Annotated in this window: 13 protein-coding genes and 2 pseudogenes; 10 read left to right on the forward strand and 5 right to left on the reverse strand. The window is 56.6% G+C overall.

The genetic code is table 11. From position 1 onward, the window contains the following. The first annotated feature begins 49 nt into the window (after positions 1 to 49). The gene (locus V3H56_RS13300) at positions 50 to 589 is read left to right on the forward strand and encodes an AAA family ATPase (protein WP_338474738.1); all 540 of its coding nucleotides are present in this window, start codon (positions 50 to 52) and stop codon (positions 587 to 589) included. A 170-nt stretch (positions 590 to 759) separates the two neighbouring features. On the opposite strand, the gene V3H56_RS13305 is transcribed toward V3H56_RS13300, so the two are convergent. Both V3H56_RS13305 and V3H56_RS13310 read right to left on the reverse strand, forming a co-directional pair. After that, entirely contained in the window at positions 760 to 2,307 is a 1,548-nt protein-coding gene (locus V3H56_RS13305; RefSeq protein ID WP_338474739.1) for a calcium-binding protein, read from the reverse strand. A gap of 132 nt (positions 2,308 to 2,439) precedes the next feature. Continuing rightward, entirely contained in the window at positions 2,440 to 3,192 is a 753-nt protein-coding gene (locus V3H56_RS13310) for an SDR family oxidoreductase (protein ID WP_338474740.1), read from the reverse strand. Between the two features lie 109 nt (positions 3,193 to 3,301). Between V3H56_RS13310 and V3H56_RS13315 the strand changes: the two genes are divergently transcribed. Together V3H56_RS13315 and V3H56_RS13320 are read left to right on the forward strand one after the other, a co-directional pair. Beyond that, positions 3,302 to 4,219, forward strand: coding sequence for a LysR family transcriptional regulator (locus tag V3H56_RS13315; RefSeq protein ID WP_338474741.1), 918 nt, complete (start codon positions 3,302 to 3,304; stop codon positions 4,217 to 4,219). 149 nt (positions 4,220 to 4,368) lie between these two features. Then, positions 4,369 to 5,202, forward strand: coding sequence for an ATP-grasp domain-containing protein (locus tag V3H56_RS13320; protein WP_338474742.1), 834 nt, complete (start codon positions 4,369 to 4,371; stop codon positions 5,200 to 5,202). Between the two features lie 259 nt (positions 5,203 to 5,461). Here V3H56_RS13320 and V3H56_RS13325 read toward each other — a convergent pair. Both V3H56_RS13325 and V3H56_RS13330 read right to left on the reverse strand, forming a co-directional pair. After that, positions 5,462 to 5,661 (reverse strand): annotated as a pseudogene (locus V3H56_RS13325) (transposase); the annotation flags it as partial. Between the two features lie 220 nt (positions 5,662 to 5,881). Beyond that, positions 5,882 to 7,177, reverse strand: coding sequence for an ImmA/IrrE family metallo-endopeptidase (locus V3H56_RS13330; RefSeq protein ID WP_338474743.1), 1,296 nt, complete (start codon positions 7,175 to 7,177; stop codon positions 5,882 to 5,884). 280 nt (positions 7,178 to 7,457) lie between these two features. On the opposite strand from V3H56_RS13330, the gene V3H56_RS13335 reads away from it, so the two are divergent. From V3H56_RS13335 to V3H56_RS13365, 7 genes and pseudogenes are all read left to right on the forward strand, one after another. Beyond that, on the forward strand, positions 7,458 to 9,062 hold the full coding sequence (locus V3H56_RS13335; RefSeq protein WP_338474744.1) for an AAA family ATPase: 1,605 nt from the start codon (positions 7,458 to 7,460) through the stop codon (positions 9,060 to 9,062). Then, entirely contained in the window at positions 9,055 to 10,122 is a 1,068-nt protein-coding gene (locus tag V3H56_RS13340; protein ID WP_338474745.1) for a UvrD-helicase domain-containing protein, read from the forward strand. Before V3H56_RS13335 ends, V3H56_RS13340 begins: the two co-directional genes overlap by 8 nt. Before the next feature lie 347 nt (positions 10,123 to 10,469). Further along, a pseudogene (locus tag V3H56_RS13345) lies at positions 10,470 to 10,763 on the forward strand (winged helix-turn-helix transcriptional regulator); the annotation flags it as partial. Positions 10,764 to 10,816: 53 nt separating this feature from the next. Continuing rightward, positions 10,817 to 11,119, forward strand: coding sequence for a metalloregulator ArsR/SmtB family transcription factor (locus V3H56_RS13350; RefSeq protein WP_042728573.1), 303 nt, complete (start codon positions 10,817 to 10,819; stop codon positions 11,117 to 11,119). A 65-nt stretch (positions 11,120 to 11,184) separates the two neighbouring features. Beyond that, entirely contained in the window at positions 11,185 to 12,159 is a 975-nt protein-coding gene (locus tag V3H56_RS13355; protein ID WP_338474746.1) for a zinc-dependent alcohol dehydrogenase family protein, read from the forward strand. A gap of 41 nt (positions 12,160 to 12,200) precedes the next feature. Then, a complete protein-coding gene (locus V3H56_RS13360) occupies positions 12,201 to 12,539 on the forward strand; it encodes an antibiotic biosynthesis monooxygenase (protein WP_338474747.1) in 339 nt (112 codons plus the stop codon). A gap of 101 nt (positions 12,540 to 12,640) precedes the next feature. Further along, a complete protein-coding gene (locus V3H56_RS13365) occupies positions 12,641 to 13,048 on the forward strand; it encodes a hypothetical protein (RefSeq protein ID WP_212803797.1) in 408 nt (135 codons plus the stop codon). 45 nt (positions 13,049 to 13,093) lie between these two features. Here V3H56_RS13365 and V3H56_RS13370 read toward each other — a convergent pair whose 3' ends face one another. Then, positions 13,094 to 13,990, reverse strand: a complete 897-nt coding sequence (locus tag V3H56_RS13370) for a LysR family transcriptional regulator (protein ID WP_042729670.1) — start codon at positions 13,988 to 13,990, stop codon at positions 13,094 to 13,096. Between the last annotated feature and the right edge of the window lie 135 nt (positions 13,991 to 14,125).

Below are 14,125 nucleotides of genomic sequence, written 5' to 3' on the forward strand. Positions count from 1 at the left end.
AAAATTGCCACCCCCAAAAAATCAGCTTGCATAGCGAAAAGGAGCTTCGATGCAACGGGTGATGATTGTTGGTCAACCTGGGTCAGGCAAGAGCACTTTGGCGCGTGAGCTTGGTCAGCGCACGGGTTTGCCGGTCGTTCATATTGACACTATTCACTGGCAGCCAGGGTGGAGCGAACGAAGTCGGGACGAGAAGACAAAACTTTGTCTCGATGTAGAGGCCCGAGATTGTTGGATATTCGAAGGTGGCCATTCAGCCACTTGGGACAACCGGCGGGCCCGTGCAGATCTTTTAATATGTATTGATCGTTCGGCGACGCTTCGATTCTTGCGCGTACTGCGCAGAACCCTACTTCAACGCGGTCAGTCTCGGCCTGACTTGCCGGAAAACTGCCCCGAACTGCTGATGAACCTGCCGGAGTTTTTTAGATTCATGTGGCGGACGAGAAAATCAGCGCGAGAAAAGATGCAGCAACTTGTTGCAACAGCGCCATCAGCTTGCCGCGTGGTTTGTCTGCGCTCTAATCGGGATACCGGCATTTTTCTCGCGAGCATTGGAAGTTCGACTGTCCAGACTCCGCGAAATTGATCGACGGTTGCCTGATCAATGCGGAACTGCCGTTTACGAGTGGCTGCTCCTGGCCAAAAAACGGACGATTTCAGACGCCTGCTTTCGACTCGTAGCTGCGGTCAGCACCCCACACCGTAGCCGTTGCATAAGCTAAAGATGGGGGCTGATGGCCGGCTGTGAGGGAAGTGCTAGCTCAAGTAGTCAACAGTGGCGTGCCCAATGAGCCCGATCTCTGTCGTATCGGCAACCACCAGGTCGGCATTGGTGATCAAGTGCGTGTAATCGAATCCGGCTAGCGTGACCTGAAAGGCGTGCCCATCGGCACCTGGCTCGCTACTACGCAGGTAAGTGCGTTCGTTGATTTCATCGTAGGTCATGCGCAAGGTACCGTCATGGCCATCGCCCAAACCGGTTACGCCGAGCGCGGAGACGTCGAGCTTGTCTTCGCCCCAAATGAAGTCAGTGATCAGGTCGCTGCTGCCTGCATAGCTGTCGCCGCTGCTGGTGAACACGAAACGGTCGTTGCCTGTGCCGCCGGTGAGCTTGTCCGCGCCCAACCCACCGGTCAGCACGTCGTTGCCAGCATTACCCTCAAGGGTGTCGTTTCCGGCACCGCCGGCCAGAGTATCGTCGCCCCAGTAGCCATACAGGGTATTGGCCTTATCGTCGCCGGCCAGATTCACCGGTGTGATCGGCTGCGGGGTGGTCACAGTTGTCGCATTACTGGGCGGGGCGAACAGCACGCCGCTGGCATTAAGTTCACTGACGTGGTTCCCACTGAGCAGGATTTCGAAGCGGTTACCGTTGGCATCGGCCTCCAGTGATTTAAGCGCGGTGGTGTCGCCCGCCAGGTTGAGGACCACCTTCAACGTACCGTTGTAGCCGTTACCCAACCCGGTGAAGGCCAGCGCGGACACGTCGATCATGTCATGGTCGTTGCCATTAAAATCGGTGATCAGGTCGCGGCGGCTGTAGCTGCCACTGGCATCGTTGCGGTAGCTGTCGCTGAGCTGGTTATACACAAAGGTGTCGGCACCCGCGCCGCCGCTCAGTGTGTCGCCGCCGGCGCCTCCAAATAGCCGGTCATTGCCCGCACTCGCTTCGATAGTGTCGCGGCCAGCGCCGGCCTTGATGGTTTCGCCAGCGTCGGTTCCCACCAGCAGGTCGTCGTGCGAGGTACCGTTGATCAGCGGTTGCAAGTTGGCATCGGTAATCAGGCCGCTGTTGGACAGGAACTGCACGGCAAAATGCCGGCCATTATGGTCTTGCTCGTAGTTTTCCAAAATGTAGATGCCGCGCAGGGGCTCGCTACGTATGTGCAGGGTATCGCCGTAGCCATTGCCCAGATGGCTAAAGCCCAGAGCTGACAGGTCGAGGACATCGTGGGCGGGATCAAAATAGCTGATGGCATCGGTGAACTCGCTTCCGGCCTTGATATAGCTGTCGCCGAGGCGGTCGAAGCGAAATACATCGCTGCCGGCGCCACCGTACAAGGTGTCGAATCCGGCACCGGGGACCATCACGTCATTGCCACCCCCGCTGACTATCTGGTCGTTGCCGGCTCCGCCCATCAACAGCTCGTTGGCCAGCCCACCGCGCAGGTAATCACTGCCAGGGGTACCCTGCACGATGAGTTCGATCGGGTTCTTGCTGACCCGGCTACTGGCGCTCGTGACCTGCAAATCGTCAGGCACGGAGTGCTTGGTGAGATCGCTGATGTTGAAAGCTTGGGTCATGCGTGCTCCTTACCTGCGGTTGGTCCACTGCTAGTGTGGTTCAACGCCAATAACGCTGTTTCGTTGATAGCAGTGGGCCGCGTTTGATGAACGGTTATAAGCGCCGTCCCAGGGGAGTCGCTCGCTGAGTGGTCAGATTTGCGCCTGGCCGCCGTCGACAAACAGTTCGATACCGTTGACGAAGCTGGCGTCATCCGAGGCCAGGAACAACGCTGCGCTGGCGATTTCTTCGGCTTCACCGACACGTCCCATTGGGATCAGCGATGCCAAGTAGTCGAGTAAGCCTTGTTGCTGAGCGGCATCGGGGCCGGCCAATTCAACCAGGCCAGGCGTGCGGGTGGCGCCGGGGCTGATCGTGTTGATGCGTACCTGGCGGTCTTTCAAATCCAGAATCCAGTTGCGTGCAAATGCGCGCACGGCGGCCTTGGACGCGGCGTAGACACTAAAGGCGGCGGTGCCCGAGCTGCCTGCCGTGGAGCCGGTGAGAATCACCGAGGCTTTTGGAGCCAGCAGCGGCAGCGCCTTTTGCACCGTGAACAGCACGCCTTTTACGTTGCGATTGAAGGTGTCGTCGTACTGCTGTTCCGTGATCTCGCCCAGTGGCAGCATGGAGCCGCCGCCGGCATTGACGAACAGCACATCAATGCGGCCGTGGGCCGCGCCAATCTGGCGGTACAACGCGTCCAACTGATCGAGCTTGGAGGAATCCACCTGCACGCCGGTGGCGTTGCCGACAGCGGCGACCGCGGCGTCCAGCTCGGCTCGGCGACGGCCCGTGATGTAGACATGAGCGCCTTCTTGAGCGAAGCGTTTTGCAGTGGCCAAGCCGATGCCGGTAGTGCCGCCGGTCACCAATGCAATTTTGCCTTCGAGTTTGTTCGTCATGGTGTTTCTCCCGTATTTCGATTGAGTGATTTGCGGTGTGAGAGAAGCTTATCGACGGGGCGGGACTTTCAAAATAGAATTGTCTGAAACCTATCGTTGCAGAAATGAAATGAGCAAGCTTCCTGATTTCGAAGGGTTGGCGATGTTTGCCAAGGTGGCCGAGGAGGGCTCGTTCGCCGGCGCGGCGCGTGTCATGAGCGTGTCGGTGCCTACGGTATCGCGTGCGGTCGCGCGGCTGGAGGAGCGCCTGGGTGGACGCTTGTTCAACCGCACCTCGCGGCAACTGGCCCTCACAGAATTCGGCGCGAGCATGGCGGCCAGGGCAGGGGAGATCTACCGGCAGGCTGAAGCGGTGGAAAGCGAGGCTCAGGCGTTATCGATCCAGCCCCGCGGCCAGGTGCGCCTGGCGATCCCCATGTCGTTTGGACTGCGTTGGGTGGCACCGCTGATGCCGCAGTTGATCCGGCTGTATCCCGAGCTTTCGATTGACCTGCACCTTTCAGACGCCTCGGTAGACCTGATCGCCGAGGGCTTCGATGCGGCACTGCGCATTGCCGTATTGCCGGATTCGTCGCTGGTTGCGCGGCATCTGTGCGCGGTCACCCAATACCTGGTTGCCTCACCGGCGTATCTAGCTGCCCACGGCCACCCCAGCCATCCCCGCGAACTGGCGACCCGTACATGCCTGAGCTATGCCTATCGAGCCCGCAGCCAAGTGTGGCGGTTTACCCACAAAGACGGCACCGAAGAAGACGTGGTGCCCAGCGGCCCGTTAAGAGTGACCAACTCGGATGCGTTATTGCCAGTGTTGCTTGAAGGACTGGCCATTGCCGAACTGCCGGAATTCATAGCCAGCGAATACCTTGCCGATGGACGCTTGGTCGTGGTGCTGCCGGAATGGAGCATGACGCGTGGCGGCTTGTATTTCGTCACCCCCTCGGCCCGCACCCGGCCGGTGAAAATCAAGGCACTGTCGGACTTTTTTGCCGAGCGTTTGAGTGAGCCTGTGTGGCGGTGGGGGTTATGAGGCAGTGGGTTTCCAGTATTGCTGGATCTCTAGGGAACATCTAAAAAGGGTTTTTGGACGATTAGATGCTTACACAGTCATTCCTTTACAACATCGTGCCATGATCTATTGAACCCGGTATTTGCGCCGCCACGTCGGTAGGAAGCTATATGCACCTCCTCTATCCCAGTGACCCATTTGATAAAAAACGTCCTGATGAACAGTACGCTGAAGAGTACGAGGCGGTAGTGGCTGCCGGATTGGAGGCTGCGCTGTTCTCTTTTGAAGATTTTGAGATGGGTTTTTTTAAGACGTCTATACCTATCCCGCCGGGCGACTCCGTTTTGTACCGCGGGTGGATGCTGACGCCCGACGCTTATGCCGCTTTGGTTACCCACTTGCGCGACAAAGGTGTCATTGAATTTACCAACGCCACGCAATACCGACACTGTCATCACTTGCCAGAGTGGTACCCGTTGTTGGTTGCCTACACGAGCGAAACCGTGGTGCTGGCCTGCGACGCAAACTTCAATCAGGCACTCGACGGTTTGCACTGGCCGGGTTACTTCATCAAGGACTACGTAAAGTCGCTTAATACGGGAAGTGGCAGCCTGGTAGACACTCCCGAACGCATAGCGCCGCTGGTTGAGGCTATGCGCCAGTATCGTGGCCAGATTGAAGGCGGTATATGCGTCAGACGACGAGAGGAATACCTCCAAGATACCGAGCGTCGCTACTTTGTGCTTCTCGGGCAGACCTACGGGGCCACTGGTGAAGTGCCCAGTTTGGTGACCGAATGTGCACGACTGATCGACAGTCCCTTTTTTTCGATCGACGTAGCGCTGAGGTCTGATGGTGTATTACGGGTGGTCGAGCTGGGTGATGGTCAAGTGTCAGACCGCAAGGAATGGTCTGCCGAGCACTTTGCCCGGATGTTAAGCCACGGGATGAGCACGCGACGACCTAACCTACTAACTGAACCACCTTTGGCCATTGACGACTGAGAGACGGAACGGCGCTTATGTTCAACATGCCCCGGCCTGGCCTAGAGGTAGGGGCGTTCTGTTGAGTCGTGGCAGCCATATGACGTCTTAGGGGGAAGGGTTATACGTTACGTGTTCTATAGAACTCTTCCTTTTGAGCGTAAACGACTTGGCTAGAAACTCCGTGATCGAGCCGATGACCTGCTGCTGAATCACCCCTCGTGGCCGAGCCCCGTCGCCATCCCGGCAAATCATGCCATCACCCGGCGAACCGCTTGCCCCGAAACCGTTGATACACCGTTGACCATGGGCCGAAGCGCTCAGGCATATCTCGCCATGCAGCACCCGAACAGAGCACCCATAGCACGCCGTCAAGCATCAGTCGGTCGCTCAGTCGAGGCCGCCCCGGCCATGAGTTTCGATGAAGAGATCGGAGACCACATCCCAGGCCTCATCTGAGAGTTCATAACGCCTTGCCATCACAGAATTCCTTTCTGGTGATGGCGGGTGACTCTACAAAATCTCAGCGTGCAAGGAGCGCCAATTGGGTTTCTCGGGATTTCGTACAGAGCCTAGCTTGGCGCTTGAAACTGGGCGCAGGTATCGATCGGAGTGTAAAAGAGTGGCGGGGTGATATAGGACTGTACGCTCAAGCACGGCCCGACCATGCGACATAAACTTCCCGTCAGATGCAGATCAATCAATCTTGCCGACCAACCTCGACCAGCAGTTCCAACGCCCTCATGCGCAAACGAATCGCTGTTTTCGAAACGTTAAAATATTCGCTCAGGGAATTGCACACAGCATGAAACTGGATGACGTTATCCCTCTGACTGTCCAGGTACAGATGTCCGTGACCACGGTTTCGGATGCCTAGATGCTGTAGTAACACCCCAAACGCAGCCTGAAAGTCTTCTTTAGGCATCAAGAGACATGAAGCGAACGTATTTGCTTGCCACTCCAACCGCTCGACTTCCCCTTTGGGGATGGTGATGAGCTGGCTCTGGTCAATGTCCTGTGCTCGGATGGCTTCTCGTGTCATGTAGCGCTTATGGCCTAGAAAGTGATGCCCTAACTCATGAGCGAGTGTGAATCGGGCCATATGTGATTGGCTATCTGCAGAGAAGATTTTGATCTCAAGCGGGCTGAACGTGATACTGCCGAGGGCCGACCCCGAGCCCTCAATGAAGCTCACGGACAGCCCACTGACACCAGCTTCCCTGGACACTAGCTTGGTAAGATCGACCGTTCCCCGAATGTATGAAATGGATTTCAACGCCTGCTGCGCCAAGCGATCTATTCTGTCCCGCGAAATGAATGCGACCCTGGGTGTTGCGATAAGCGTGGGCTGACGAATCAGACTTAAGTCGTTCTCTTCAAAAGCACTCTCAAGGTCGAGGCCTTTCCAGATGCCTTCCCAACCATCCGTAAAGCCGGCGGGAGTTACGGCATAGGCGCTATAAACGGTAGGCCGAAAATCCACCTGGGTTAGGGCGTACTCGATCTCTGCGCGCTTACGGGCTCTAGCGCTACGCGCCCCGGTTAGCAGGGCGCGAGGAAGTTCCCATCGAAACTCAGATTGATCAAAGTAACGCAAGACACCGAAGCCTCGGTTCCGAGCAATGTTGAACGTGCCGGACTGAAACGCACTGGAGGATGCAAAAACACCCTTGGCATTGAAGCCGGCCACTTGACGTATCTTTGAACCAAACTCTTCGATGTCTCCCACAGGCACTTTGCCGCTGTAGTTCTTGCATTCGATGAGTACAAGCAACGATGGAGTTTCGAAACCAGGTAGGAACACTTCGATAGAAATGTCAAAAATGATGAAGTCTTCTCGGTCACGCGAGTAGTAGCCCTTCTTCCTAAAAATTTTGCAGCACTCAGATCGGAACGCATAGAAGCGACCCTCATTGATCTCACGAGACAAGAACTCAAAGACTTGCTCCTCGAATTGGTCGCCCTTGGCATAGGTGCTGAGCGCTTCAATTTCCATATGTGTGGCGGGCTCCTAGTAACAGGTCAGAACGTCAGTCGCAGGCGAATGGACGGTGCTTTAAAACGGACGGGAAGATTGTTACCTCTCGGAGGGGAACAGTGGCTGAGTTGCTCGCGCAGTGCATTTCGGGCGTTCTTGACTGCCCGGTAGTCAAGTAGAAGCAGGAGAACGCACCAAAAATATGGCTGAGTCGACAACGAACCAGTTCGCTTATAACATCAAGCAAAGCGGCCATCAAAGCGCCATCTAGCGGAACCTCTGCCAAGGAACGTCGAACGTGATTACCAAAATCCGCATCCGTGGGTACCGCATCTACAAAGATTTCCTCCTGAAGCCCAACCCGGGCGTGAACATCCTGGTCGGTGACAATGACGCCGGCAAGTCCACGCTGATGGAGGCGATCTCGCTGGCGCTTAACGGACGGATCGGTGGGCGGGGGATCCTGGAGGAGCTGAACCCTCACTGGTTCAACACCGAGATGGTGGCTGAATTTCTTGCTCTCAGGAATGCGGGAAAGAAGCCTAAACTCCCGGAAATCCTGATTGAGCTTTACCTGCAAGACACACTGGAACTTCAGGTGTTGCTCGGCGCCGTTAACGCGGACGTCCCAACGAACGCCTGCCCTGGAATCGTTCTTTCTATTGCCCCCAATGAGGAGTATCAGGATGAGTTGGATGAGTGGCTGAAAGCCCCATCCGTGCTGCTCCCCGTCGAATATTACACCTACGAATGGCGCTCCTTCGCTGATAGAGAACTCACACGACGGCCACGGGCGCTCTCGGTGGCCACCATCGATTCTCGCACGGTCAAATCCGCCGCCGGCGTTGATTACCATCTCCGCCAGATCCTTAGCGACCACTTGGAAACATCCGAGAAAGCACAGATCTCGCTGGACTACCGCGGCATCAAAGCATCCATGACTGATGGTGCGCTGGCGCCGGTGAACAAGCGACTTTCCGGTCTGGGCGCCGCGCTACAGTCAGAGCCTATGGCGCTGGCAATGGATCAGACATCTCGTACGTCTTGGGAAAGCGTGGTTACTCCACATGTCGACGGGCTCCCGTTCGCGATGGCAGGCCAGGGGCAACAGGCTGCTATCAAGATCTCTCTTGCGATGAAGCGTCATTCCTCGAAGGCGAACATCGTGATGATCGAGGAGCCTGAAAACCATTTATCTCACACCAGTCTGACAACCCTACTCAATCGCATTGAAGATCTGGCGACGGAAGAGCAGCAGCTTTTCATTTCGACTCACAGCACCTACGTGTTGAACCGGCTTGGCCTCGATGCATTGCTGCTTCTTCACCGCAACAGTGCGTCCAAAATCACAGAACTTGATCCGGACACAGTGAGCTACTTTCAGAAGCTGCCTGGCTACGACACCCTCCGCTTAGTGCTAGCGAAAAAAGTTGTCTTGGTCGAGGGGCCATCCGACGAAATCATATTCGAACGTGTCTACAACGATTGCTTCGGCGCACGCCCGATGGCCCACGGGATAGATGTCATCAGCATGCGTGGACTGGCACTGGCGCGATGCCTTGAGCTTTGCGCAGCGATCAACAAGCCAGTAGCCGTGATGCGCGACAACGACGGCGTTGACCCAATCGACCTACGTGCTCCGGTTCTAAAGTGGCTGGACGTGAAGCGCAGAGAGCTGTTCATCGGCACCGTTGCTGACGGCACCACGCTGGAACCCCAGCTTATTACGGCGAACGGCGGGCCTCAGTTGCGCAAAATGCTCGGCATCACCGCTGGAGCAACTCTATTGACCTGGATGACGCGCGAGAAGACAGAAGGGGCAATTCGACTGGCTGAGTCGGATCAGGTGCTCACCCCGCCGGGATACATGAAGGATGCGGCGGAGTTCATCCACAATGCCTAACCTTCTGACCTTGGCTGTCGCTGGTGGTAGAAAAACTCAAGGCTTGGTCGATCACTGCAAAGAGTTGCCTACCGATCGGCGTGTGCTCATTGTCACGTTCACCCAGACGAATCAGCAGGAACTGATCCATCGCCTAGGCTCCCAAGCCGGCGATCGCCACAACATCGAAGTTCTAGGCTGGTACACTTTCTTGCTTCGCCACTTTGCAAAACCGTTCCTGCCATTCAAATTCCCAAGGGAGCGGGTAGGGGGCTTCAACTTCGAAGGTCGCCCAAGCATGTACGCGAACGGCAAACAGAGATTTATGGATGGTAGCAACCAGATCTACGCATGCGAGCTCGGCCGTCTCGCACGCGAGTTGATGGTAGCCACACCCATGTTGTTACGACGACTGGAGTCTATCTACGACGAGATTCTGATCGACGAGGTACAAGATCTCAGTGGCTACGATTGGGAAATCGTCCATGAATTACTTGAGTCGAGGATCGACGTCCGCATGGTTGGTGACGTGCGCCAGGCGGTGCTCTCGACAAACCCGAGGGGACAGAAAAACAAACAGTATGGGTACGCAGGTGCGCTTGAATGGTTTCTTGTGCGCGAAAAAGTAGGGCTGCTTAGCATTGACTATGCGACCACGACTTACCGCTGCCGAACTGAAATCGCGACGTTCTCTGACACAATTTTTGATGCGTCTTGGGGCTTCCCAGGAACCACGTCAGAGAACCACGCGGTGTCTGAACATGATGGCGTGTACTTAGTGCATTCCAAGCACGTTCATCAATACGTTGAGCAATACCGACCTCAGTGCTTGCGCAGCACCATAGCTTCTGGCAAGGAGTTTGCGTTGGATTTCATGAATTTCAAATTGTCGAAAGGTGCCACATTCGAGCGCGTGCTGATCATGCCTACCGCGCCAATCAAGGCCTTTATTCAGAAACAGACCTATCTGGAGTCAACGTCAGCGGCTGCCTTTTATGTTGCTGCTACACGGGCCAAGCAAAGCTTAGCGATCATCATCGACAAACCTGGTAACTCGAAACTGCCGGTTTGGGTGCCGTAGCTGAGGAGCAGAGCGCTCAAGTGTGGTCAAGATGGCTCAGGGCTGTTGGGATGCTGGAGGCCCATTTGGATGGGGCGGGCTGGGGGCCGGTGTAGAATGTGGTTCTATTGGTGATCTGTTGTTCTATAAACCTATTGTTTAACATAATATACATTATGCGTAACAAGATATTACACCTACCACGCCACACCCCCACAGAAATTCAACCAGCTGCGACCATAAAACCCTCCACCTCCAGACCACCTCTATACAAAACAACCCCTGTCAAAGCAGATTCTGCTCAATCCACCGCACCACATTGGTCGTCTCGATTTGCCGCTCGCCGTTGTACGTCCGCGCTTTATCCCACGCAACGCCTCTGCCTTGAGCGAACACCGCACGGTACTTGCTTGCGACAACTGCAGCGTGACGGTCTGATTGCTCGCTTCGACCACGGCGAAACGCCGCCCCGGGTCGATTACGAGCTGACCCCGCTGGGGCGCAGTTTTCTGGTCCGAATGGTGCCGTTGTGGACTTGGCTGTTGGAAAACGCGGAGTGTTTTCGCCGTGCGAGGATGATCTTTGATGCCGCGGACCGGCCGGGTGTGCCGCAGGCCCGGCCTGAAACAGGTGCTATCACAGCCTTCGACAGGCCTGACTGATGTGCCTGCAATACGCGTATTGACATATCGAAAAATCTCGATATCCTGGGCGCATGGAACTACTCGACATATTCAAAGCCCTCTCGAACCCTACTCGCCTGCAAATCCTGAAAGGCTTGAAGGACCCCGTAAAGAACTTCCCTCCACAGGATGAAGGTGACGTTCACACGGTGGGTGTCTGTGTCAGCAGTATCCAGGAAGGCATCGGCCTGTCTCAGTCCACGGTGTCTGGTTATCTTGCAACGCTGCAACGGGTGGGTCTGGTCGAGGTCAGGCGCATCGGTCAGTGGACCTATTACAAGCGCAACGAAGCCACTATCAGCGCCCTCTCCGAGCTGATTGGGAAAGAGTTGTAGGTTTTTTTTATCACAGGATATCGAAATATCTCGATATCTAATTTTATCGATTAGAGGATTTTGCAATGAAAGCGATGATGCTCACCTCATTTGGCGGCCCGGAATCGTTCGAACTTCGCGAGTTGCCCAAGCCAGTGCCGGGGCCCGGACACGTCCTGGTCCGGGTGCATGCGACCTCCATCAATCCGTTGGATTACCAGGTCCGGCGCGGCGACTACCCCGACCTGGTGGCGCTGCCGACCATCACCGGCCACGACATCTCTGGCGTCGTTGAAAGCGTCGGGCCTGGCGTCACGTCTTTCGTGCCGGGGGATGAAGTCTGGTACACCCCGCAGATATTCGACGGTTCCGGCAGCTATGCCGAGTACCACGTCGCCGCCGAAAGCATCATCGGCAAGAAGCCCGCTGCGTTGAACCACCTTGAGGCGGCGAGCCTGAGCCTGGTTGGCGGGACGGCGTGGGAGGCCCTGGTCGTCCGCGCAGGCCTGAGAGTGGGTGAAAGCATCCTCATCCATGGCGGTGCGGGAGGCGTTGGCCATGTAGCGATCCAGTTGGCAAAGGCCATCGGCGCGAGGGTGTTCACCACCGTGCGCGAAGCTAACGCCGAGTTCGCCCGTGCCATGGGAGCCGATGTGGTCATCGACTACGAAAAAGAGGATTACGTCGAGGTCATCAACCGCGAAACGACCGGCCAAGGCGTCGATGTGGTGTTTGACACCATCGGCGGCAACACGCTGTCGCGCAGCCCCGACGTGTTGGCTCAACTGGGCCGCGTGGTCTCGATCGTAGACATTGCCCAGCCACAGAACCTCATCCAGGCCTGGGGCAAGAACGCCAGCTACCACTTCGTTTTCACCCGACAAAACCGTGGCAAGCTCGATGAGTTGAGTGCCTTGATCAACCGCGGTCAGCTACGGCCACACGTGGGAGCGGTTTATTCACTTGAAGACATCCCCCTTGCTCATGCCCGGCTGGAAAGCCCGAACAACGGCCTCCAAGGGAAAATTGCGATTGCCGTCGAGCCATCGCTGATCGCCTGAATGGCTGTCACTAACCGTTCAAATCACAATGGATGAACATCATGATCTATGAGATCGCCCTGCTCCCCGTACACCAGGACCGCATCGAAACCTTCAGGCGCGCCTTTGCCGATGTCACGCCTTTACTGTCTCGTGCAAAAGGCTACGGCGGCCACCTGCTCGCGCAAGGTATCGAGAACCCCGGCCAATTCAACCTCATCGTGCGTTGGGCTTCACTTGAGGATCACACGCCGGGGTTCGAAGCGAGTGAAGACCATCGGCTATTCATGAGGGGGCTGGAGCCGTATTTTTCTGAAGAGCCCACCGTCTACCACATCGAGGGCGCCGCGTTTACGGCCGTCGAACAGGAGGAATTTTTCTTCAACGCTGGTGCGCACTGATCGATGATGGCTTTGGAAACAGGCGATTGCGCGACGGTTCAAGCCTTGGATCTCGCGCAAAAGCCCTTACAATCACCCTCCCCCTCATTCGGACCCTCTTCATGCAGCGTCTTTTGCCCCTGGTTCTACTGCTCCTGACCGGCCAGGCCCTGGCGTACCCAGCCCTCCCGGACACCGAGCTCTACACCCAGAAGACCCACGATTGCCAGGATGTCGACCTCGCCACCTGGCAACACCCTGCCCGCGCCGTTTTGGAGAAAAGCGGCATCAAGCTGGAGCGGGTACAGCTGTGCAACGGCGGGCGTTATCCGATCTTTATCGGTGAGGTCCCCTACGACCCACAGGGTCAGACCAAAGACTTCTTCCTGCCTTTGTATGAGGACCTGCGAAAGGCCAACGGCAAATGGCCCTACGTGCTGGTCGCCAGCAACTATGGCGAGATGGTGTATGTCAGCTATCCCAGAAGCGATTCGATTTCCCTGGGCTATGAGAATTTCGAGGTGCCGTAAATATGGCCGCCTCAATAGAAACGGCAACGAGCGCCCCCCGTTGGATCAGTTGGAAGCGCCCCCGGCAAAATGGGGAGATGTGCCGAAATGCTCGATTAGAAGCTCGGTGAGGACGCGGATTTTTCGCGCCGGATGCGCACCTGGTGGACGCACCAGATACGCTCCGGCTGGAGGCGGAGGATAAGCTGTCATGATTGGCACCAACGCCTCGGACATGATGTTTTCATGGGTGAGACAATCCGGCAGGTAAGCTACACCGAGCCCTGCTACTGCGGCGGCGACGAGCGCAACGCCGTTGTCGGCTTTGAATTGCCCTTGGGGGCGAACCGAAACGACCCTGTCGCCATCCACAAATTGCCAGGCCTCCGTGCTCTGCATCAATGCTTGATGCGAGGCCAGGTCCTCCGGCCGTTGTGGCGACCCATGTTCCTTGATGTAGGACGGGCTTGCGACCAGTTTCACGCCGATCGGGCCGATACGCCTGCCAATGAGGTTGGAGTCAGGCAGGTAGCCAACCCGGATGCCACAGTCGTACCCCTCGGCAATGAGATCGACAAAGCGATCGCTGTAGCAGGTTTGAATCTGCAACTGTGGATGGCGGCGGGCCATTTGCGAAATGACAGGGGCGAAATGTGTCGGGCCGAAAGACAGTGGTGCGGCCACTCGCAGGCGACCACGCAAGGGGCCAGCAGGCAGAATGGCCTCTCTGGCCATTTCCATTTCGGCACATACCTTGGCCGCGTGGTCGCGGAACGTAGCTCCGGCCTCTGTCAATGCTGCGCCGCGGGTGGTGCGTGTAAGCAACTGCACCCCAAGCTCCGTTTCCAGGCGTATCAACCTGCGACTAATGATTGATTTTGATACCCCCAGCCTCAGTGCAGCAGGCGAAACGCCTCCGGCATCAGCAACCTGGACAAACGTCTCGAGCGCTTCGATATCCAACTTGGCGTTCCCCTTTGTGCGACACAGTTAACCGAACGATGCCACTACCTAAGGGGGTTAGGGAACAACAGAATGCTGATCACAGGCAGCGACGCCACGGATGTATTGCCGGTTGACGGCTCATGCTCCATTCGC

The sequence above is a fragment of the Pseudomonas sp. MS646 genome, assembly GCF_036693845.1.
Taxonomy (GTDB): domain Bacteria; phylum Pseudomonadota; class Gammaproteobacteria; order Pseudomonadales; family Pseudomonadaceae; genus Aquipseudomonas; species Aquipseudomonas chlororaphis_E.

Bases quoted from the DNA above. Each gene is read 5' to 3' on its own strand.
- V3H56_RS13300 (WP_338474738.1), top strand. From the start codon at position 50: ATGCAACGGGTGATGATTGTTGGTCAACCTGGGTCAGGCAAGAGCACT.
- V3H56_RS13305 (WP_338474739.1), bottom strand. From the start codon at position 2,307: ATGACCCAAGCTTTCAACATCAGCGATCTCACCAAGCACTCCGTGCCT.
- V3H56_RS13310 (WP_338474740.1), bottom strand. From the start codon at position 3,192: ATGACGAACAAACTCGAAGGCAAAATTGCATTGGTGACCGGCGGCACT.
- V3H56_RS13315 (WP_338474741.1), top strand. From the start codon at position 3,302: ATGAGCAAGCTTCCTGATTTCGAAGGGTTGGCGATGTTTGCCAAGGTG.
- V3H56_RS13320 (WP_338474742.1), top strand. From the start codon at position 4,369: ATGCACCTCCTCTATCCCAGTGACCCATTTGATAAAAAACGTCCTGAT.
- V3H56_RS13330 (WP_338474743.1), bottom strand. From the start codon at position 7,177: ATGGAAATTGAAGCGCTCAGCACCTATGCCAAGGGCGACCAATTCGAG.
- V3H56_RS13340 (WP_338474745.1), top strand. From the start codon at position 9,055: ATGCCTAACCTTCTGACCTTGGCTGTCGCTGGTGGTAGAAAAACTCAA.
- V3H56_RS13350 (WP_042728573.1), top strand. From the start codon at position 10,817: ATGGAACTACTCGACATATTCAAAGCCCTCTCGAACCCTACTCGCCTG.
- V3H56_RS13355 (WP_338474746.1), top strand. From the start codon at position 11,185: ATGAAAGCGATGATGCTCACCTCATTTGGCGGCCCGGAATCGTTCGAA.
- V3H56_RS13360 (WP_338474747.1), top strand. From the start codon at position 12,201: ATGATCTATGAGATCGCCCTGCTCCCCGTACACCAGGACCGCATCGAA.
- V3H56_RS13365 (WP_212803797.1), top strand. From the start codon at position 12,641: ATGCAGCGTCTTTTGCCCCTGGTTCTACTGCTCCTGACCGGCCAGGCC.